Below are 23839 nucleotides of genomic sequence, written 5' to 3'. Positions count from 1 at the left end.
CTTCCCGGTTTAATAAATTGGTTTATGATTTTGAAATGCTAATTATACGTTATATATAACGATTTATCAAGTTTTCCAGATATTCTTGTTTACCGCTTATAGTTGCAGGTTCGCCGTTATCAGCAGCGTATGTACGCAGATCTTCTAAAGATAATTTACCATCTTCAAAATCTTTACCTGCTCCGCTATCAAATGAGGCGTAACGTTCTTTTCTTATTTTATTGTAGTCAGATTTTTGCAGTATACTATCAGCTATGATCAGCGCTCTCGCAAACACATCCATACCACCTATATGTGCATAAAACAGATCGGCCGGGTCGGTAGAGTTACGTCGTATCTTGGCGTCAAAATTTATCCCTCCACCTTTAAACCCACCTGCCTTTAGTATAATAAGCATATATTCTGTTACCTCGGTTATATCATTCGGGAACTGATCGGTATCCCATCCGTTCTGCATATCGCCCCGGTTAGCATCAATTGATCCTAATAAGCCGGCATCCGCAGCTACCTGCAATTCATGCTGAAAGGTGTGCCCAGCCAAAGTTGCATGGTTAACTTCCAGATTAAGTTTAAAATCGTCCATCAGGTCATACCTTTGCAAAAAACCTAATACAGTAGCCGCGTCATAATCGTATTGATGTTTGGTTGGCTCGCAAGGCTTAGGTTCGATAAAGAAAGAACCCTTAAAACCTTGTTTACGGGCATAATCCTTAGCGGTATGTAAAAAGCGTGCAAAATGTTCCTGCTCGCGTTTCATATCGGTATTTAACAGGCTCATATAACCTTCGCGACCACCCCAGAAAACGTAATTCTCGCCGCCTAATGCAATGGTGGCATCAATGGCTGCCTTTACCTGTGCGCCTGCATGTGCCAGTACATGAAAATCAGGATTGGTTGAGGCCCCGTTCATATATCTGCGGTTACTGAATAAGTTTGAAGTACCCCAAAGTAGTTTCACCCCGCTATCCGCCTGTTTTTGTTTAGCATAAGCAACCATTGTTTGCAAACGCCTGTCGTTTTCGTTTACATCGTTGGTATAATCCACCACATCTACATCATGGAAGCAATAGTAAGGTAAATTCATTTTAGTGATGAACTCAAAAGCGGCATCCATTTTATCTTTAGCGCGCTCCACGGCATCAGCCTTTATGTCCCAGGGGAAAATATGGGTAGGCTCGCCAAACGGATCGGCGCCATTACCGCAGAACGAGTGCCAATAAGCACAGGCAAAACGCATATGCTCTTTCATGGTTTTGCCTGCTACTATTTTATCGGCATCGTACCAGCTAAATGCCAGCGGGTTATCAGATTCCCGGCCTTCGTATTTTACTTGCCCTATACCTTTAAAAAATTCCTTTTCTCCTGTTACAATTGTCATATCCTTGGTTGTTTTTAGTGAAAATAATATGTCAGTAAAGTAATGTTATATATTTATTCTATAATCAGTTGCTTAATAAGCAGTTCTTTCCATTCGTTATATATGGCCTCTGTTTTATCGGATGATGCCGGCTCAATTAATTTCACAGGCTGCATATTGGTAAACGCCTCAGTTGGTGTTTTATAAACGCCAACACCTATTCCGGCGCCTAAGGCCGCTCCCACACTTCCGTCATTTTTATAGAATTCAACCGGTATACCTGTAAAATCAACAAAACTTTGCCCGAAAACCTCACTTAAAAACAGATTCGATAATCCAGACCGTATAATAGATGGCGACATACCGTTTTCGCGCATAATATCCAACCCATACCTGAAAGCGCAGGCTATACCTTCCTGCACTGCCCTGAAAATATGAGCCTGTGTATGTAAATTAAGGTCGATATGATGAAAGTGTACACCTATTTGTTTATTATTAAGCATACGTTCGGCACCGTTACCAAAAGGCAGTATGCGTAAACCATCGCTCCCCACTGGGATAGCTTTGGCCTGTTCGTTCATCTCCGTATAGGTTAGCGATTGACCAAACATATTTTTAGTCCAGCGGTTTAAACTACCGGTGCCATTAATACATAGCAAAACCCCTAATCGCTTTTGCTTCTTAATATAGTTTACATGTGCAAACGTATTCACCCGCGACTCCTTATCGTAAACCAATTGATCGCTCACCCCGTAAATTACACCTGATGTGCCCGCGGTAGCGGCAACCTCACCAGGCTTTAGTACATTTAAGGATAATGCGTTATTAGGCTGATCGCCGGCTTTGTAAGTCACTGGTATGCCCGTTTTAAGCTTCAGTTTTTGAGCAACAGTTGCCAAAACATTCCCGTGTACCGAAAATACGGGCAAAATATCAGGGAACAGGCTTTTATCAAAATCAAAATAGCTTATAATTTCTTGAGACAACGCATCCTTTTTAAAGTCATAAAAAACTCCTTCGGATAGCGCCGACACTGAGCTTGTAACATGGCCGGTTAGCTTTAAGGCGATAAAGTCACCTGGCAGCATTATTTTACTGATCCGTTTATAAATTTCGGGCTCGTTAGCTTTTACCCATGCCAGTTTAGAGGCGGTGAAATTACCGGGAGAGTTTAGCAGCGTTGATAAACATTTTTGCTCACCTATCGCGGCAAATGCCTGATTGCCTGTTTCTACGGCACGGCTATCACACCAAATAATACTATCGCGCAGGGCTTCGTTCTTTTCATCAACTATCACCAAACCGTGCATTTGATAAGCTATACCAATTGCGCCGATATCAGCTGGATCATAATTCCCCTTTTGGTGACAGAGCAGAATACCCTGCTGAACCTGATCCCACCACATATCGGGAGACTGTTCGGCCCAACCGCTTTTTAATGATTTTATGGGTGATTCCTCATCCGGATATTGAGCAGATGCTATCGATTGTTGAGAAACCGAATCTATGATGGAAATTTTTACCGATGAGGTTCCTAAATCTATTCCTAATAATAACATATAGTATAATTCGGCGGTTTACTAAATTGGTTGAACGAATTTAAATTATTATTTAAATATGCAATCGATTACATGTTTAAATAATAATTTTCAGACAAGATCACTATTTGCAAATTGATTCTTATTGAACAAAGACGCAGAAAGTTTGGCTTACTTATTATAAGCTTGATAATTTATACGCTACAACCTATACATATCGTATAGCTTTTGATTTAAATGCTATAATAGGTATTCAATCCTGGTAGCTGTTTAGCATTACGGGGTTGGTAAGCACCTCCTGATTCAGGCCGCTTTCCCGCAGCCATTTAGCATTTTGATAAGCTATTTTCTTATACATTTCCGGATGAGCAGCTTTAAACATTTTACTATTCAGCAGGTTTAGCGAGGCAAGCATTTGTGACAACCTGTTACCCGATTCATCACAAAACTGGTTAAATAAATTCCAGTTAAATGCAACGCATTGATAATTAGAGTTTGCTATTGCCATTTTAATTTTTAAACTATAAAAAACGGACCGGATAAATGGTGTTAACGATTTTTCCTCTGCAGTGTAGGCATTTTCCACCATTTGATATATTTCTTCCATCGAATCATATTTATTAGAGTCGAAATATGAGTCGGCCAGTAATATCTGAAGGTATAAATTATAAGCAAAAGTTTTATCTGAATGTGGCTTATCAATTTTATGCAGTGCAGCGATAAAGCGGGGTATTTTGGCTGGTCTTTTACAAATTGTTAAGGTATATGCAGCGAGTAAATAAATAAATCCTTTTGAATCATCCCCGGCCCCCTGAAATGTTTCTAATGGCGGATTAAAATAAAACCGGGTTAGTTCCGCAAAAAAATCCTTTTTAAATGCCCCATATTTAAAGTTTTGATAAATGGTATCAATACAATTTAGCGGATTTATGGGGAACTGCGTATAAACACCAGACGGAAAGCTTTTTAACTTGAACAGATATTCTTCAAGTTTATTAAGCTTTAGTTGTTGTATGGCTATGGCCGCTAAAGAGGTATATATAATTATCTTTTTATTATCGGTAAGTTCGAATTTTAATAATGCTTTTAATGTCTTCTTATAATCAGGGCTGATCAGTTCTAAATCAAAAAAGTAATTAAAAAGACGGTCAATACAATTCTGTTCATAATTGGGAACTATTGAAGATGCTTTACCCGCTAATGTATAAGCCCGTTCAAACATATCACCTAAAAATAAGATAAGATCCGATTTTTCATTAGGCTTCAATATTATTCCGGTGAGCACATCCAGGTTGTTTTGCTGGCTTGTTTTGCTCGCATATATGATACACCATTTTAATACGGAGAGTTTACGATGACTGTTTTCAAAATTGACATTAATCGCGTTTATCAATGCCTCATCAAAAATATCGTTATTATGATATAGCATTGTTTTTGCAATAGTAAACTCTAAAAAATTATCATTACAGAACGTTATATGTGTTTTATATTCCAGATCAACACTGCTATTTATTTCACGTATAAACCCAATACTAATTAATTCAGCGTAAGCATAATGATGCTTTTTTATAATTGGTAAAACTTTAAGCTTGCTAATGGTGTAATTATTAGTTTCCAGGCTCATAGCTTCTACAAAAGTATTGAGCAGTAGTAGCTTTTCGGCAGAATGTGTACCCAGATATATTTTTTTAGTTATAAAACTAATGATCAGGTTATACAGGCAAAATTGATCGATCTTATCAGGAGCGCATTCGTCCTTATATTCTTTATAGTAGTACTCAAAATATAATGGATAATTAAAGTTATTGGCAATTTCGAAAGTCAAAAAATTCTCTGCTGAAGGCTTTATGTTTTTAAAGAGCTGCTTTATTTCGCCAATACTTAATAAAGGCACGTTTGTAGCTTCGGTATCTACATTTAAAATAAACCCGTTAAACCATTTGTTTCTGTTGTTTTCAAATATGTGTTTATTATTTATCCATGAATAAGAACGCATTGTTAGGATAAGTTTAAACCACGGCAAGCCCTGATAAACTGAAAAAATATCCAACACATGATCAAGCAATAAATGAAATTGTTCATTTTTATAATAATGCTCATCAAAACCGTCAATAATAAAATAGAAATTACCTTCGGCTTTTTGTTTTGAGTTGATAAGCGCGTTGATGTTTTTATCAGTAGAATATCCTAACAAGCTTAGCAGCCAGTCGTTAATATTACTTCCGGAAAAAAAAGCGTTAATTAAAATGTTACCGCTAAAAAATAAGATCGTATCGTTACTGTTTTGTAATCTCTCCTCAATCCAATGGCAAATAGCTACAGTTTTTCCATACCCGGTTGGTGCTGATATAACCGTTGCGGTATAATTGTTATTGGAAAATTCATCCAGATGAGTATCAATGAAATTTCTTTTTATTGTTAAACTGTACGGTATACCGGTTTTGTTCTTTAACGCCTGTAAGGTCAGGTTCGTTATTTTTGTAGCATTAAGTTTAACAATATCCCAATTCGTATTTGTTTCCGGAGTTTTTACTGCTGCTGATTGCTGGCTTGTACAAAAATCGTCCCACCCTTCATAGCCACAATATTTGGCCATTACATCTATTGTAAACACCGAAGGATTAAATTTGGTATAGGCAAATCCGTATACCCTTTTCAGGGTAGTTTCGCTTAAGCTATTTTTGGTTTTTTCGAAAATTTTTAGCGATATAACTTTGCAATCGCACGGAGTAATAGTTTTAAATCCTGAAATATTAAGTACAGTTTCTTTTAACGAATCAAAGTATTTAGGGGAAAGTATCGTCATAAAATATATTATATTTTATTAGGGGTAGTTGTTAAATCAAAAATTGTATGCATTGCTTAACCGTGATGTTTTCTGAAATCGTTCCTTTTGCTATCTGCTTACCGGTGTTATATTCATCAGCAATAACTTGTAAGCGCCTTTCTAACAGTTCGCATCGGTTGTTCTTAGCCCTGAACCCTAAATTTTTCAATGGAATATCTGTTACCAGATTATATGGACGAGATGTGTTTAAACCACAAATTTTTAATATCTCGTATTTGATACAGTTGCTTATGTATACTTTTTCCATAAAAATTTTAAGGTAATCTCTGACTGATACGTAAATATAAATAATGAGTTGTTACCGGCATACCGCTGTGATTATTAAAATTAACATTTTGTTTACTTTTTAGGCAAAAAATGAATATATTTTAATCTATATATAATATACATCTACCTTAGGTATATATTATTAAATTAAAATATATTTTACCGACAATAAGCGTATAACTACGTGATTTTAAAATCACGTAGTTATACGCTATTCTTTTAGACGTTGAAAAGTGTCTTTTTCCAATAATATAACTGCATAGGTCAAAGGTTTATATTGGTGTACGCAAAAAACGAATAGAAGGTTTTGCGCAAATACCATGGCATAAACATTGTTTACCATATAGGAGTTTTAACCCTATTTTTTAAAAATAATGAACAAAATGAATAGCAAGTAAGGAGCCTGAACAAACTGATTCAGATGCGATACAAGTGAACAAACTGCTAAAAACGTTTTTTTTAGATGTTGCGTAGTTAAAGGCATATCCCCTTTATATAACCTAAAACTGCGCTTATGAAAAACTTTTCCTTTTTAAACAGGTATGTGCTAATTTGCCTGTTAATTTTTTATTCAGCATCAGCTTTTGCACAACGTAATTTTGCGACCAGCCAGGTAAGTAGTAATGGTGGGTTGTTATGTGTAGGATGTGTAGTAACTAATCAATCGGCAGCTGTAGATGGCAATCTTCAAACTGCATCGGTTTTAAATGTAACCCTCGGCATAGCGGCCCAAACTTATCAGGAGTTGATTTTCCCGGCTTCGGAGAAAGTATCCGCAGGCACCCCTGTTACCATTAAACTGGGTAGCGGAAATAATTTGCTTGACCTAACCGCTCTAGGAGCCATAAGCATAAGGCCATATAATGGCAATTCACCGGCTGGTTCAGCAATTACGGCCGCCACCTTGTTAACAGCTGCAAGTAATAATAACCAGGTTGAATTAACAATTGTCCCCAGCCAGCTTTATGACAGAGTACGTATTACATTAAACGGTGGTCTGATAGGGGCCCTAAGCAGCATTTATGTATATGGGGGCTTTTATTATGGCAATGCTCCGCTTGCCTGTAATAGTGCCTTTGATGAATTACACGGGATATCCGCAGGATTATTGAACCTTGGAGTGGATGTTGGCGGTGTTGCAAATCCACAAAATGCAATAGACGGCGATATCAATACGGCATCTACACTAAATGCAAGTATAGGAGCGGTAGGTGCCTATGCGCAGCAAACTATTATATTTCAGTCGCCCTCGGTAATAGGCGATTCGGTACGTTTAACATTATCTATACCACAGGCATTAATTGATGCGGGTGTGTTTTCAAATATTTCATTATCCACCTACAACGGTAATGCCAGTAATAATGATTCGCAAACACTTTCAGGCGCTTTATTAAGCGTGAGATTGCTGGATCTAAATGATAACAGGCGTAAGGTTACCGTTACATACGCTCCCACTAAATTATTTGACCGGGTGCAACTTCGTTTAGGTGGCGGAATAGCCAATGTACTGTCATCCGTTAATTTATATGAGGCAGAGAAATTAATACCACGTCCTGTAATAAAATACAATAATGTGGTTACTACTGATATTTCGGTATGTTCCGGCAGTACAGCCGCCTTAACGGCTAATACAATACCTAATACTACATTTAATTGGTACACCCATCAAACCGGAAGTACACCTGTTTTTACGGGGACTACTTTCACTACACCAGTTTTAACAGCTACCACCACCTATTATGTTGCGGCGATGCGATCAGGGTGTACCGATGAGTCTGAACGTACACCAATAACCATTAGCGTTAATCAGATCCCTGCTGCGCCGGTAGTGTCAAATGCTAATGTTACTATTTGTAAAGGCAGTACAGCTACTTTTAATGCTCAAAGTCAAACGGATATTACTGTAAACTGGTATACTGCGGCTACAGGCGGCACACCGGTGTTTACCGGAAATAGTTTTACTACCAATGCCTTATCACAAAACACCAGTTATTACGCCGAAGCTGTAGCGGGGGGTACTTGTATAAGCCCTGCACGTACACAAGTAACGGCAACAGTAAATGCGCCACCCGCAGCTCCTGCTTTAACCGACGCAAACGTAACTATTTGTGATGGCGATGTGGCTGTATTTTCTATAGACGCACCCGTTAGCGGCAATCTTTATAATTGGTATACAACTGCAGCAGGTGGCACTCCGGTATTTACAGGCGCTGATTTTACCACACCTGCCCTACATGCCAATACTACGTATTATGTAAGTACGGTTAATGCTACCGGATGCGAAAGTGATACACGTAGCCAGGCCAGCGCGGTAGTACAACCACAACCTGCCGATCCGGTTGTGGCGGCTAACAACTTAACCATAAATGCGGGGCAAACCGCCACTATAAACATTACTAATACGCAAACCGGTATAACTTATAACTGGTACACATCGGCTACAGCTTCCACTCCGGTTTTTTCGGGTACAAGTTATACCACACCTGCATTATTTGCTACCACTACTTATTATGTAAATGCAGTTAATGGTAGTGGCTGTACATCTGCAAATCGCACCCCGGTAACTATCAATGTAACTATAAATACCAATTCGCCATGCACGTTCGCAAATACCCAAAGCAATTCGGCAAATGGTATTTGCATAGGCTGTACAATTACAAACGGTGCTCTCGCTGCTGACGCTGATACTACTACGGCATCAACTATAAATGTATTGGCAGGATTGGTTGGCGGTTATGCCGATCAATACCTGCAATTTCAGCAACCGGGCTTTGCAGGCGATACAGTTAAGGCTGTTATTTCAACCCCGGTGGGCCTGGCCGATGTAAATGTTGCCGGGCGCATCTCGGTAGCACTTTATAACGGTACTACGCTGATTGACCGGTACCCGCTTGACAATGCCTTAGTTAAGGTTAGGTTGTTGGGAGGTAATAACCGCTACGCGGTTTTAGTGCCCGCAACCGCGGCATATGACAGAATAGAGGTAAGGCTAAATTCGGGAGTTGCCAGTTTACTAACATCTTTACAGATCTATTATGCCGCGCAACAATATCCTACACCTGTTTTCGATCCGCAAAGCCCCGAGGTTTGTAAGGGCAGCACAGCTCAGATCAATATTTCTTCTCCGGCTAACGGCACTTTCAATTGGTACACCACGCCAACCGCAGGTAGTTCGGTTTTCACGGGAACTAATTTTACCACGCCTCCGTTATCAGCCAATACAACTTATTATATAGAGTACAGTCGTAATGGTTGTGTTTCTCCTGCAAGGCAGGCTGTACAAGTATTGGTTAACGACCCGCCTGCAAAACCAGTGGTTATGCCTTCAACAGCTACTATTTTCAGCGGGCAAACAGCCTCGTTTACAGCACAGGCAACCAATAACGTTACTGTTAAATGGTACAGTGCCGCAACAGGTGGTACACCTTTGTTTACAGGTAAAACCTTTACCACACCACCGCTAACCACAGGCACCACCTATTATGCGGAGTCATCAATAGGTAATTGCGTTTCTGATGAAAGAACTCCTGCCACGGTTGTTGTAAATGCGGCTACCTTGCCTGATGTTACTGTAAATCCTCCTACACAGTCAGTCAATTCCGGCTCCCCCGCAACATTAACTGCATCTTCCACTACAGCGGGCGCGGTGTTTAACTGGTACACTACACCAACTGGAGGTACAAGTATATATACCGGCGCAACCTTTAATACGCCGGCTATATTTAATGATATTACTTATTACGCCGAAGCCACCATACCGGCAACCGGAGCAGTCTCTGCCACAAGGGCCGCTGGCGCTGTTACCGTTAATGCTATTGCGAATAATCCGGTTCCATGCGATGCAGCCATAGCTCAAACCAATACAACAAGTGGCTTAGCATGCGTGCTTTGCAGCATAAGTAATGCAAATGGCTCAGTTGATAACAACCGGGATAGCTTTTCACAATTGAACGTGCCAATTGGAATTGGCGGTGGCTATGCACAGCAAACATTACGTTTTGCGAATATCGCCCATGCCGGAGACAGCGTAGTGGTCGAGCTCGGTTTTCCGGCTACTTTGGCAGATGTTAGCGTACTTTCGCAGATCAGCCTTGCTACCTATAATGGCACAACATTTAACAATGATCGTTTTGCGATCGATGGCGCAGCCATAAGCATCAAGTTATTAAATGGGATCAGCCGTTTCCGCGTGGCCTTTAAAGCCGCGCAAGATTTTGACCGGGTGGAAACACGGCTGAACTCCGGTTTGGCCGGGGTGTTTAATTCACTGAATATTTATGATGCATCACAGGAAGTAGCTGCGCCTGTTATAAATGCGGCCAGCGTTACTGCCTGCCAAGGCACGCAGGCAACGTTAACCGCAACCGTTCCGGCGCACGTTACGGTAAAATGGTATACTACCGCATCAGGCGGTACACCTATATTTACCGGCACTACCTTTAATACACCGGCTTTAAATTCTACAACAACTTACTACGCTGAAGCCAGCAGAACAGCTGACGGATGTACACAAAGTGTACGTTCACCTGTACGGGTTAATATAACACCCATACCAGCGGCTCCTGTAGTTAATACAGCTACGGTAACTGTTTGCTCGAACCAGCCGGCAACATTCACTGCGGAGGCTGTAAGTGGCGTTACTTTTAATTGGTATACATTACCTGCAAGTTCAACTCCCGTATTTACAGGCAATCCGTTCACAACCGATCCGTTAACTATATCCACCGATTTTTATGTTGAGGCAGTTGGCAGCGGTGAATGCGGAAGTTCAATCCGTACAAAGGTAACTGCTAACGTCACTTCAACACCGTTGGTGCCAACTGTGTCACAATCCACAGTGGAAACCTGTTCGGGTTCTAACGCAACATTAAGCGCATCATCTTCACAATCAGGGATAACTTTTAATTGGTTCACTACACCAACTGGTGGCACACCAGTTTATACCGGAGCGCAATATACCACCCCGGTGCTTACATCAACTACATCTTATTATGTTGAAGCAGCTTCAGGCAGCTGCGTTAGCCCTGCAAGGGCAGAAGTTACGGTAACCGTTAATCCAGTGCCGATTGCGCCAACAATTACTGTTACACCATCGGGCGGGCAAATATCTTCGGGCCAAACGGCAACTTTAATGGCATCATCTACTACTGCAGGAGCAACCTTTAATTGGTATACCAGTGCAAGCGGGGGTACGCCTATTTTTACAGGCGCAACGTTTACCACTCCGGCTTTAACTTCAAATACTACCTATTATGTAGAAAGCATGCTGACTGCTACAGGCTGTACCAGCCCTGAACGAACTGCGGTTACCATTACAGTAAACCCGATATTTTCCACTTCGTGTGATTTTGCAGTAACCCAAACAACAGATGTAAATGGCTTATGTATAGGTTGTAGCATAAGCAACCCCAATAATGCTGTTGATGCCGATACTACCAGTTTTAGCCAGGTAAATGTGCCGGTAAGTGTTGTTGGTGCTTATGCGGCGCAAACGCTTATATTTAGTGAGGGTGGAGTAGTAGGTGATACCGTAAAAGTAAAGATTGGTATTCCGGTAAGTTTGCTTACTGCTGGTGTGTTAGATCAACTGCAGATAGCATCATACAATGGGGCCACTTATAACGGAGACAGGGTTAATTTAAGCAGCAGTGTTTTAAGGGTACAGATATTATCCGGCGGAAACACCGCGCTGGTAAAATTTGCGCCATCTGCCGTTTATGATCGTATCGAAGTGCGATTGAGCAGTAATATAGCGTCTCTCTTTAGTTCATTAAACTTATATTTTGCCACTAAACAGGTAGAGGCACCTGTACTTGATGCCACTACAGTAAATATATGCGCTGGTAATACAGCCACATTTACAATAGCTAATACCCGTACAGGTATAAGTTATAATTGGTATACATCTGCTACTGGTGGCACGCCTGTATTTACAGGCAATAGTTTTGTTACCGGCCCATTAACAGCAACTACTACTTATTACGTAGAAAGCAGCCGTACATCCAGCGGATGCGCAAATCCAAACCGGGTTGCCGCAACGGTAAATGTTACACCGTTACCTGCTAATCCGGTATTAGCACAGGCTGATATGGAAATATGCCAGGGCGAAAGCACAACACTTAGTGTGACAAATACCGCCGGCTCAATGGCAAAATGGTATGATGCCGCTGTGAACGGCACACTTTTATTTACCGGGGCAAACTATACGGTATCTCCGGTTACAACCAATAATTACTATGTTGAATTAACAAATGGTACGTGCAGCAGTTCAGTGCGCACGATTGCCACTGTAACGGTAAACCCCCGTCCGGCTAAGCCTGCTGTGGCATCTGCCAATGTTCAGGTTTGTGCAGGCAGTACAGCCAACTTACAGGTAATTTCACCGGAGGCCGGTGTTACCTATAACTGGTATACTGCAGCCACCGGTGGTACGGCAGTATTCAGCGGAAGCAACTTCACAACTGACGCCATTACGCAAAACACCACTTATTATGTTGAAGCGGCGAATACAACATCAGGCTGTAATAACAATGGAGACCGTACCGCGGTTAACGTAACCGTTAACGGACAGCTAAATACACCAACTTTAAGTGCTGCCCAAACAGAAGTTTGCAGCGGAGGAAGTGCTACACTTAGCGTGGTTAATCCGGTTTCAGGAGTGCAGTATAACTGGTATACCGCGGCAACCGGAGGCACCCTTGTACATACAGGCGTTACCTTTACAATAAATGATCTTACTGCTGATATTGCTTATTTCGTAGAAGCGGCAAATAACGGTTGTACCAGTGCAGCTCGTGCTGAGGCAGATATCACCGTATTACCCGTACCAACACCACCGCAATTGCAAATTCCATCCGGCGGGCTAACTGTTTGCATGGGCTCGTCCGCAACTATCGTTGTAGAAAACCCGCAAACGAATTTTGTATATCGTTGGTACGATGCACCAACTAACGGCACTCTTCTTTTCACCGGAACGCAGTTTACGACACCTGCCTTAACAGCAAATACGACATATTATGTTGAAGCTTCAAGTGCGGGTAATTGTAATCCATCAAGCAGAACTTCGGTAACCATTACTATTACTCCATTACCGCAGGACCCAACAGTTACTACTCCAAACGTGTTAGTTTGTAATGGCAGTTCTGCTACTCTGAGTATAAGTTCGCCGCAATCAGGAATCACTTACTTATGGTATGATTCGCCATCCCAAACAAACTTGCTGTTTACCGGCGAAACCTACGTAACAGATCCGATAACGGTTACTACTAACTTTTATGTGGTTGCCAGGAACGCCGGAGGATGTGCCAGTAATAACCTTGCACAGGTACAGGTTACTACAGAGCCTGCCCCTGACGCACCAGTTGTAGCCAATAATAACACAGCTACTACCTGCTCGGGCACACAGGCTACACTTAGTATAGATAATCCTGATGCAGGCTTTACTTATAATTGGTATGCTGTAGCGCACGGCGGCACAATTCTGCATAGCGGAACTGATTTTGTCACTCCGGGTTTATCTGCCAATACCACCTATTATGCCGAGGCGGTTAATGAAAATGGTTGTGTTTCAAATACAAGGACCGCGGTTTCCGTCACCGTAACTTCGCCGCCAAATGCTCCTGTGATAAATACCCAGGGATTATCGGTATGTCCCGGCGATATTGTAACAATTAATGCTACGGCCGGCAATAATACTACTATAAATTGGTATGCCAGTGCAACCGGAGGTACGCTTCTATTTACCGGGACATCATTTGTAACACCTGCTATAAACGCTACCACAACTTACTATGCAGAAGCTGTGAGTAATTCAAGCGGCTGTTCTTCTGCAACCCGCACAGCTGTTACGGTTAACATATTACAGCATCTCGCGGCTCCGGTAGTCACAGTTGGTAATACTACCTCCACAAGTATAACCTTTGAGTGGGGAGCTGTGCCGGATGCCACCGGATATGAAGTAAGCTTAGATAACGGACAAACATTTACGACACCCAGTTCAGGTTCTGCGGGCTTAATTCAGCTTGTGGTTGATCTGCAACCTGCAGAGTCAGTAACCATAATTGTACGGGCAGCAGGCAGCTCACCATGCCAGTTGAGCAGTAATTCCACAGCGGTTACAGGTACCACGGCCAATCCGTTTGGCGATGGCATATTTGTACCTAATGCCTTTACTCCTAACGGCGATGGCAACAATGATATTTTCCAGATATACGGTACCAGCATTAATCATGCTTCCTTTTGGATATACGATCAATGGGGCGAGTTACAATTCAAATCTACCAACAAATCAAACGGTTGGGACGGAACCTTTAAAGGAAGGCCACAGCCGGTTGGTGTGTATGTGTATTATGTTGAAGCTACCATGAATGACGGACAGGTGGTTAAGAAAAAGGGAACAGTTACCCTGTTAAGATAATTAAACGCGATACTAAAACCTATAAATATCTATATATGAAACGAGCAATTATAATAACTATGGCTGTTATACTACAGGTTGTAGTTGCGAGCACTTCGAAAGCGCAGATAGATCCGCACTTTTCGCAATACTATGCATATCCCTTATACCTGAACCCGGCTTTAACAGGAGTAATAAACGGAGATCTGCGCATAAATGCAAACTTTAAAAATCAATATGCTAATATAAACAATGCGTATCAAACCGGCGCGCTTTCATTAGATTATAAGCCCACTAATAAGGTAGGGCTGGGATTTAATGTGCTGAACCAGGCCGCCGGCGATATTGGTTACAATTATTTTACAGCTTATGGCTCTTTTGGCTACAACATCGCGGTTTCATATGACGGGTATAAAAAAGTAAGTTTTGGTGTACAGGCGGGAGTTATTAACCGAAGTTTTGATGCTACCAAGGCACAATTTGGAAGTCAGTTTAATCCAAGCAGCGGCTTTGACCCTACCCTGCCCAGTAATGAGAATTTCCTTAACACCAACGCAACCATCTTTGATGCAGGTGCCGGCGTTTTTTACTATGACGGCGACCCGCTGCATAGCGCTAATATTTTTGGTGGCTTAAGTGTATCACACCTGGCGCGTTCAAAAGATCCGTTCGCTACTGATGGCACCCAAAGCAAACTACCATTAAGATATACAGCACACGCGGGCGTGCGCCTTAAGGCGTCGGAGTACTTTGATGTAATTCCGCACGCCATTTTTATTAAACAGCAAAAAGCCGAAGAAAAAGCGATAGGCGCTTATTCTGAATTAAAGTTAAATAATGAAAAGGGACTGATACTGGGAGGTATGTATCGTTTTAAAGATGCTGCCGTAGCTAATGTGGGCTACCATGTAAATAGTTTAATAATTGGTGCCAGCTACGATTTTAACACCTCATCACTTAACCGGGCAACTTTTGGACAGGGCGGGATTGAACTGTCTGTAAGTTATGTTTTTCGTAAACATATCCAGGAACCGGAACCTGTTTGTCCACGACTATAATAACTATCAATATGAAAAAACTACTATTTACATTGATAATTGTTACGGCAGCGTTTAGCGCGGCTAAAGCACAATACAAAGACAATTCAACCGAACTTGGTGACAAAGCCTTTGAAAATAAAGATTATTATGAGGCAGCTTATTACTATAAAAAATCTGCAGAAGGATTAAGTCTCATAAAAAGAGAGGCCATACCATACCATTCAGGCACTAAGAATGTTAAAAAGGGAAATCCTAAAGATCGCGCATATATCAGCTACCGTCTGGCAGAATCCTATCGCGGATATGAAAACTATCTGGAGGCAGAAGGGTGGTATTATCAGGTTTTAGATGAAGGATATGAGTCCGGATATCCATTAACCAGGTACTGGTATGGCGTGTGCCTGCGGGCAAATCAACACTTTGATGAAGCCATTAAAGAACTTAAGATCTTTCAGCAAAATTATAAGGGTGAGGAAAAGTACAAAACCATGGCCGCCAAAGAGATCAAAAACTGCTTATTTGCACAAAACGAATATGAACACCCCTTTTTGTTGGAGGTAAAAAAGAGAAAGGGGGTGTGGAATTCTGATGGATCGGACTATGCCATAACCCATACAAATCAAAAAACATACTTTACTTCATCAAGATTTGTAAAAAACGACAAGACACATCTTAACAGGGTATATATGGCAGCAGGTGATGATTCACCACAGGTTATAAAGTTTAAAGATGATGACGGAATAAAGGATATAGAATACGGAACTCCTACGTTTAGTGCAGACGGACAAAGAATGTATTTTACCCGGTGGTATAAGGTGGGTAGCAAAATAACTCATGAAATTTATAGCAGCAATTTTGCAGGGAATGAATGGGGCAAGCCTCAAAAGCTTAATACGCATGTAAACGCCGATGGTTATAACTCCATTCAACCGTATATAACTGCCGATGGCAAAAAGCTATTCTTTACGTCAAACAAACCCGGTGGTTTAGGCGGGCAGGATATATGGGTAAGTGATCTGGACGCTGACGGAACGCCGTTAAATTCCAAAAATTTGGGCGACAAAATAAATACAGCAATGGATGAGCAAGCCGCTTATTATGATGTTGCTACGCGCAGATTAATATATAGTTCTAAAGGGTTCACTGGTTTAGGTGGCTTTGATTTTTTTGAGGCCAACAATAAGAATAACGTATGGTCTGTACCCCAAAATATGGGGTACCCGATCAATTCTGCCAAGGATGACCTTTATTATATGCCGGATACACATGACCAAAAGAAATTTTATATCAGCTCTGACAGGGAGTCGGAATGTTGTTTAAATCTCTTTGAAGTGTATGATAAATCATTTATAGTTAAAGGTATTGTAACCGATTGTGATACGCAAACCGCGTTGCCGGGGGTTAAGATAAGTTTGGTGGATTCGCTTTCCAAACAAACAATAGCGCATTTAATATCTGCTAAAGACGGTGTATATCAATTTAACATCGTAACCCATAGGCCGTACAACCTGGTATTAGAAAAAAGCGGCTACTTTACAAAAGTACTGCCTATGCCCGAATCAGGAAAGGTGTTGAACGACACACTCTATAGCCCGGATATTTGTTTGCAGGCATTTAAGGTTGATAAACCGATAATTATAAAAAATGTATTGTACGATTTTGACAAGGCTACCTTACGACCTGAGTCTAAACTGGTTTTGGATAAGGTGGTGACAATTCTTAAAGATAATCCTAAAATGAAAATTGAGTTGGCCGCGCATACCGACTCGGTAGGTACCGAAGCGTATAACAAAAAGCTATCGCAGCAACGTGCACAGGCATGTGTAGATTATCTTGTACAAAAAGGTATAAGTGAAAGCCGGGTTTATGCCAAAGGCTATGGTGAGCTAAAACCTATTGCACCAAATTCATTGCCTAACGGAAAGGATAACCCGGCAGGGCGGCAAATGAACAGGAGAACAGAGTTTACAGTTTTAAAAATTGAGTGATATGAATAACCAGGCATTTGTTACAACCCGCCCCAATTTAAAAACACGAAGATTTTCCACATTGCATATTGAGATATTTGAATATATATTACTGGGTAAAACAAACCGCGAATTAAATAGGATGCTGGGGTACACACGCCGCTCCCATGCGGTAGTTGACCATTCCAGAAAGGTTATGTTCAAATTGCTTGCCTTGGAGAACCTTTCCCGAAGAGATTTTACTGACAGAATAGTGTATCCAAGAAAATATCAATTCTGGTGGAAGAAGTTGCTTGATAAAAATAAAGCAGCTTTGTTAAAGGTAGCTATACCGCCGGAGTTTTACTCTTAAAGCATAAAGCTCAAAAATCTGCTATAGATTTTTGAGCTTTAATAACTTATGATTTTTATGAGTGGAGAATATCGGAGTCGAACCGATGACCTCTTGCATGCCATGCAAGCGCTCTAGCCAGCTGAGCTAATCCCCCGTCTGCGGATGGCAAAAGTAGCAAAAAGATGCAAATTGGCAATAGTTATGTTTAAAAATCAATTATACAAAAAACCAGGTGGTAATAACTCCTTAATTGAGTATAATGCAGCATAGCAAATCAATTAAACCGCGTTCATATCAAACGGCAATTTCCTGATGCGCTTCCCGGTAAGATCAAAAATCGCGTTGGTTAAGGCTGGCGAAAAAGCCGGCAAACCGGGTTCACCAACACCACCCGCATCTTCTGCATTATCCATCACATATACATCAATAGGTGGCATATCGGTGATTCGCGGCATTTTGTAATCATAAAAATTATGCTGTTGTGCCAGGCCATCTTTAAAGGTTATTTCCTGAATGGTTGCTGCGCCTAATGCCATCAATATACTACCTTCTACCTGCGCTTTAATAATATCAGGGTTTACATACCAGCCGCAATCCATTACCGCCCAAACGTGGTCTACCTTTATTTTACCTGCAGCAGTTTTAGATACTTTAACTATCTGGCCAACCGTACTCGAAAAACATTCGGTCATGGCCACACCATATCCGCCGTTTTTCTCCCTGCTTTTCCAGCCTGATACTTCTTCCATTTTATTAATAAGCCGTTGCAATCTGTCTTCGGGTAAATACTGCCGCCTAAAATCCAGCGGATCTTTACCGGCCGCGTGTGCCATTTCATCCATAAAACTCTCAAAGGCAAAGCCATTGGTAGAGGCATAAACCGATCGCCACCACATGGTTGGTATGGGTGTTTCGAATGGCACATCAGCAAAACTTATATTTTTTATAGTTTTAAAATACGGCTCCAAAAACCCTTCGGTAGTACTGCCATTCGCTTTGTCTTTCTTTCCACCCTGCCAATGATCCAAGTTCTGGCCAGCCATTCTGAATTTTATGGCACTGATATTTCCACTATCTACCACCCCTTCGGCACGGTACGAAATACCCGGCCGGAACGGGCCCTGCCTAACATCATCTTCCCTGCTCCACACAACCATAACGGGCGCACCCATTTCTTTTGATATCAGCGTAGCTTCATGCGGGTAATCCAAAAAAGCCTTTCTGCCAAAACCACCACCCAGAAACGTCATATTAACGATCACCTTATCTTTCGGCATATTAAATTGAGTGGTTATAAAATCCTGTACCCAGTCGGGGGCCTGTATAGGACCCCAAATCTCAATTTTGCTGTCTTGATAATGTGCTACGCAATTTAACGGTTCCATTGCACTGTGCGCCTGATACGGAGTTTCGTAAACTACGTCCAGTTTTTTAGCCGCATTTTTTAACAGGTTATCCGGGTCGCCAACTTTGCGAAAAGATAAGCCCTCTTTAGTTTGCAATTCCTGATTTTGCCTGCTGTATATTTCAGCGGTACTCAGGTGTTCAAATCCGGTGTCGTCCCACTCCACATGTAATGCTTTTCGGCCCTGCATAGCAGCCCAGGTTGAAGTGGCTACTACTGCAACCCCCTCCCTAATGGTGCTGTAAACCAGCATTTGCACTTTAAAAACTCTTTTAACACCCGGCACCTTAAGAGCAGCGGCATCATCAAAGCTTTTTACTTTGCCGCGCAGGCGCGGATTACGTTCTACCACCGCATACAGCATACCCGGCAGTCTAAAATCCAAACCAAAAACAGCGGCACCGTTTGTTTTTAAAGGTGTATCCTGCCGGTGAAGAGGTTTACGGATCAGCTTATATTCTGATATTTTTTTTAACGGTACATTTTTAGGCGTTTCTAATTTGGAGGCAGTTTCTACCAGCTCCCCGTAATGAAACTTTTTGCCTGACGGCCGATGAATAACATGCCCGGATTCTGCATAACATTCCGTGGCCGGCACCGCCCATTTATTGGCGGCAGCCTGTATAAGCATTACACGAGCAGTTGCCCCCAGCTTTAGCAAATTTTTATAAGATCCGCGTATGGTTGAACTGCCACCGGTTATCTGATTTCCGTACTTTTTATCGCCCCTGGCAAAAACAATATTCACGTTGTTCAGGTCAACCTCTAATTCCTCGGCCAATATCTGCGGTACGGACTGGTAGGAGCCCTGCCCCATTTCTGCACGGTGATCTACCAGCGTCACTTTACCATCTTTATCTATTTTTATCCAGGAGTTTAGCTCTATTCCTGAAGCTTCTTCATCACCAGCATTAAAAACTTCAGACTCTTTTGAACTGGCAGGAAAGTATAAGCCTAAACAAAGCGCCGTACCCGTAAGCCCGGCGGCCCTTAAAAAGTTCCTTCTTGATATATTACTTGTACTCATGGGTAAGCGAGTTAAGTTATTTATAATGTTTCAATAAGCCGTTTATTTGCCTTTGGGGGCATAAGCTCCGGTTGATAGCCAGGTAAGCCATGCCTTTTTAAACGCGGCGTGGCTCATAGGCGGAAGCGTACGCCCCTCGCCCGGATTCCAGGCGGCTTTTACCAGTGTATCATCCACATGTTCAATAAGCTGCTGCATGTTCTTATGCCCGTTTTGATCAGGATCCATAAGCTGTTTAGCCAACTGATGAGGTGTACGTCCCTGAAAAACCATTTTCATATCGGCCGGCGGCAAATGCCATTTCGGATTTCCCGGTGGCGTATGTAAGCCGGGCGTATTAGTTGCCTGGTGGCAGTTAGCACATTTCATAGCATAAACGCCCTTGCCATCAACACCCCTTTTGGGGAACATGGTATGCAGATGGCTATCATCCCCCTGCAAAGGGATATCTCCCGACGGATGGCAGTTCATACAACGGGCGCTCATTAAAACTGTATAAACCTGCTTAAAGGCTTTAACAGATGCTACGCTATCTTTTTTGACTACAAATAATTCCGGATCGGCTTTTCCGGATTTATCATCTTTGTGCAGAGTAAAAGCCATAATACCAATAGCGCTTAACAATACGGCGACAACAGCTACGGCTCTTACCGTTCCGTGATATTTTTTTATAACGTTCATTTGCATTTTCATTAGCTTTTAACCTCCTTTCTTTGCAGTTCGGCAGCTGTATGTATGGCTTTACGTATACGCAGATAGGTACCGCAACGGCATATATTACCCGCCATGGCATTATCAATATCTTCGTCTGTGGGATTTGGGTTATCCCGTAATAAAACCGCTGCTGACATGATCTGTCCCGAATGGCAATAGCCGCATTGCGGTACATTCTCCTCGTTCCAGGCAACTTGTGCAGGGTGATCATTATTTGCCGATAAGCCTTCAATAGTAGTTACCTGCTGCCCCTCTGCCCGGCTAACTTTGGTAACGCATGAACGCACCGCCTCGCCATTTAGATGCACTACGCAGGCACCGCATTGGGCCACACCACAACCATATTTAGTTCCGGTAAGGCCGATGATATCTCTTATCACCCATAACAAAGGCATGTTAGGGTCGGCATCAACCTGATATGCTTTCTGATTAACATTTAATGAGATCATAATTAATTAAATTAGGCATAAGTTTTATGAAGACACTTTAGCCGGGTAAACATTTTTTAGATTTATATAATTATCAACTACTTAGTAATAAGTGATATAGTTTATATTGTTCAAATTATATGTATTGCAGATCAAACGGCATTTTTCGGATGCGTTTGCCCGTTACAGCAAATATGGCATTGGCCAGTGCAGGCGCAAACGGAGGTAATCCCGGTTCGCCTACTCCTTTAATTTTTCCACCATCGGTAAGTATATGCACCTCTATTTTTGGCGCTTCATATATCCTAACTAAAGGGTTATCATAAAAATTATGCTCGGCAACCACACCATTTTTTAGGGTGATACCAGGTTTAGTTGCCGCGCCAAGCGCCATAATAATAGCTCCCTCCACCTGGTTAGCTACATTATCAGGATTAACCATCTCGCCCAGGTCTATCACCACAATGGCCTTGTCTACTTTAACTGATCTGTCTTTACTATAAGTAACTTCAACCACCTGCGCGCATAAGCCTGCAAAAAACTCCCATACGGCAACTCCCCTTCCTCGTCCTTTTGGCAGCGGCGTATCCCAACCGGAAAGTTCTTTTAGTTTAAGCAGCACCTTTTTAGTATCCGATGGTTTATGGAGTAAACTAATCCTGAACTCCATAGGGTCCATTTTTGCCTTATTAGCGAGCTCATCAATAAAGCATTCCTGTGCAAATGCCAAAGTTGAACTGGTAACAGATCGCCAGGCGCCCAGTGGCACATGGTAATCCGCCCTTACATAAGAGGTTTTTATGTTGGGGATCTCATAAGCTTGTTCGCCTATACCTTCCACCATGGTTCCGTCAACTTTGGCAATATTAAAATCCTTTCTGTTAGCTTCAGAATATGACGGACTGATCACTTTATGTTCAAATTGCACCAATTCTCCGTTTTCGGCAAAGCCGCCTTTTAATTGCGAAAAGGTCATCGGTCTGAACGTTCCCTGTTGGGTAGTATCCTCCCTTGACCATATCACCTTTACCGGTTTATTGATCTGTTTAGCCACCGATACCGCCTCATTCACATAATCAACACTTAACCGGCGGCCAAACCCTCCGCCAACAAATGTGGCATTCAGTTTTACGTTTTCGGGCTTAAAACCATCAATTTGCCCTCCGGTTATGGAACTGGGCACCTGGGTTGATGTCCATATCTCCACCTTATCTCCATTTACCTGTGCCACACAATTAAGTGGCTCTAAGGGATGATGCGCTATTTGCGGAGTTTCGTAAAAAGCTTCTATAATATTTTCCGGTTTTAAAGTAAGGGAGTCAACGTCACCCTTTTTCTTATCCAATAAACCCGGCTCATTTGCCATGCTGCGTAATTTTTCATCATAAGCCGATGAATTAAACGTTTCATAACCTCTGGTGTCCCAATCAACTTTCAGTTTTTTCCGCGCCTGCATAGCGTTCCAATAAGAATCCGCTATAACCGCGACACCTACAGACGAGTATCTGCCTATAACACGTTCTACCTCCGCTATTTTTACCACACCCGGCATTTTAAGCGCTTCGCCTGCATTAAAACTTTTTAGAGTGCCTCCCAGTACCGGACAGCGCTCAACCGTAGCATAAAGCATCCCGGGTAATTGTACGTCAATACCAAACACGGCATCGCCATTGGTTTTTAGTGGTATATCCGGCCTGTGCGCGGGTTTACCTAAAATTTTAAAATCTTTGGGATCTTTTAACTGTGGGTCTTTAGGTAAATCGAGTTTAGCGGCATCTCCTACCAGTTCGCCATAAGTGAAGCTTGCCTTAGTTGTACGGTTAATTACTTCGCCAGCTTCGGCGTAGCAATTTGTTGCATCTGTTTGCCAGCGGTTAGCAGCTGCTTTAATAAAAACCTCCCTTGCCGCTGCCCCAACTTTACGCAATTGCGTATAACTCCCCCTGATGGACGAACTTCCACCGGCAGATTGCCTGCCGAATTGTTTTTCGCCGTTGGTAAGTTTAATGGTGATATGATCTAACGATACTTCAAACTCCTCGGCTATTAATGCCGGGATAGATTGAAAGGTACCCTGCCCAATTTCGGGCTTGTTATTAAAAATGGTAATGTTACCGTTAGGTTCAACAAGAATAAAAGGGGAAAAATTCTCTGCAATTGCCGGATCAAGCGATTTTACGGTATCTCCTTTAGCAGATAAACCAAGCCAAAGTGCAACACCTAACGTACTTGTACTTTTAATAAAATAACGTCGAGATATGTCTTGCATGGTTAGTATGTTGGTTACTCGAATTTACGGAAAAAATATTATATCATTCTCGGTTTATTTACGCCCGAAGTTCTATAATCCTTATAAATATCAACCCCATTTATAACTAATGGTTTTATTTACAACAACAATGTAACAATTAATTTAACGAGCGGTATTCTAAGATGGTTTTTAAATGTCTGCCTGGTTAATAGTATAAGAAGTTTTTATTAAACCAAATTCTTTTAAAAAAGTAAAGCCCCTGATGGGC

At 41.8% G+C, this 23839-nt stretch carries 12 protein-coding genes and 1 tRNA gene; 4 read left to right on the top strand and 9 right to left on the bottom strand.

Annotation, left to right across the window (positions count from 1 at the left end; genetic code table 11):
* Positions 1 to 49: 49 nt before the first annotated feature.
* The 4 genes from xylA to I5M19_RS14195 form a co-directional block, all read right to left on the bottom strand.
* The gene (xylA, locus tag I5M19_RS14210; RefSeq protein ID WP_200067023.1) at positions 50 to 1378 is read right to left on the bottom strand and encodes a xylose isomerase; all 1329 of its coding nucleotides are present in this window, start codon (positions 1376 to 1378) and stop codon (positions 50 to 52) included.
* Positions 1379 to 1431: 53 nt separating this feature from the next.
* On the bottom strand, positions 1432 to 2916 hold the full coding sequence (locus tag I5M19_RS14205) for a xylulokinase (RefSeq protein ID WP_200067022.1): 1485 nt from the start codon (positions 2914 to 2916) through the stop codon (positions 1432 to 1434).
* 232 nt (positions 2917 to 3148) lie between these two features.
* A complete protein-coding gene (locus tag I5M19_RS14200) occupies positions 3149 to 5701 on the bottom strand; it encodes a hypothetical protein (protein WP_200067021.1) in 2553 nt (850 codons plus the stop codon).
* Positions 5702 to 5732: 31 nt separating this feature from the next.
* Complete coding sequence (locus tag I5M19_RS14195; RefSeq protein WP_200067020.1) at positions 5733 to 5990, bottom strand: hypothetical protein; 258 nt, start codon at positions 5988 to 5990, stop codon at positions 5733 to 5735.
* A 534-nt stretch (positions 5991 to 6524) separates the two neighbouring features.
* Between I5M19_RS14195 and I5M19_RS14190 the strand changes: the two genes are divergently transcribed.
* Genes I5M19_RS14190 through I5M19_RS14175 form a run of 4 tightly spaced genes read left to right on the top strand, consistent with a single transcriptional unit; the run spans position 6525 to position 17764 of the window.
* On the top strand, positions 6525 to 14426 hold the full coding sequence (locus tag I5M19_RS14190) for a gliding motility-associated C-terminal domain-containing protein (protein ID WP_200067019.1): 7902 nt from the start codon (positions 6525 to 6527) through the stop codon (positions 14424 to 14426).
* A gap of 35 nt (positions 14427 to 14461) precedes the next feature.
* A complete protein-coding gene (locus I5M19_RS14185; RefSeq protein ID WP_200067018.1) occupies positions 14462 to 15463 on the top strand; it encodes a PorP/SprF family type IX secretion system membrane protein in 1002 nt (333 codons plus the stop codon).
* A gap of 11 nt (positions 15464 to 15474) precedes the next feature.
* Positions 15475 to 17433, top strand: a complete 1959-nt coding sequence (locus tag I5M19_RS14180; RefSeq protein ID WP_200067017.1) for an OmpA family protein — start codon at positions 15475 to 15477, stop codon at positions 17431 to 17433.
* Position 17434: 1 nt separating this feature from the next.
* Entirely contained in the window at positions 17435 to 17764 is a 330-nt protein-coding gene (locus tag I5M19_RS14175) for a hypothetical protein (protein WP_200067016.1), read from the top strand.
* A 62-nt stretch (positions 17765 to 17826) separates the two neighbouring features.
* Here the strand turns inward: I5M19_RS14175 and I5M19_RS14170 are convergent.
* From I5M19_RS14170 to I5M19_RS14150, 5 genes are all read right to left on the bottom strand, one after another.
* Positions 17827 to 17900, bottom strand: a tRNA-Ala gene (locus I5M19_RS14170).
* 124 nt (positions 17901 to 18024) lie between these two features.
* On the bottom strand, positions 18025 to 20178 hold the full coding sequence (locus I5M19_RS14165; RefSeq protein WP_200067015.1) for a xanthine dehydrogenase family protein molybdopterin-binding subunit: 2154 nt from the start codon (positions 20176 to 20178) through the stop codon (positions 18025 to 18027).
* A gap of 42 nt (positions 20179 to 20220) precedes the next feature.
* Positions 20221 to 20859: a hypothetical protein gene (locus I5M19_RS14160; protein ID WP_235985853.1), complete on the bottom strand. Its 639-nt coding sequence runs from the start codon at positions 20857 to 20859 to the stop codon at positions 20221 to 20223.
* An 11-nt stretch (positions 20860 to 20870) separates the two neighbouring features.
* Positions 20871 to 21341: a (2Fe-2S)-binding protein gene (locus tag I5M19_RS14155; RefSeq protein WP_200067013.1), complete on the bottom strand. Its 471-nt coding sequence runs from the start codon at positions 21339 to 21341 to the stop codon at positions 20871 to 20873.
* 115 nt (positions 21342 to 21456) lie between these two features.
* A complete protein-coding gene (locus I5M19_RS14150; RefSeq protein WP_200067012.1) occupies positions 21457 to 23589 on the bottom strand; it encodes a xanthine dehydrogenase family protein molybdopterin-binding subunit in 2133 nt (710 codons plus the stop codon).
* Positions 23590 to 23839: the final 250 nt, after the last annotated feature.

Origin of the sequence: Mucilaginibacter segetis, assembly GCF_016522075.1 — a bacterium.
In the GTDB taxonomy this organism is placed as follows: domain Bacteria; phylum Bacteroidota; class Bacteroidia; order Sphingobacteriales; family Sphingobacteriaceae; genus Mucilaginibacter; species Mucilaginibacter segetis.
The sequence above is the reverse complement of the archived record's forward strand: the minus strand, read 5'-3'. Positions and strand labels throughout refer to the sequence as shown.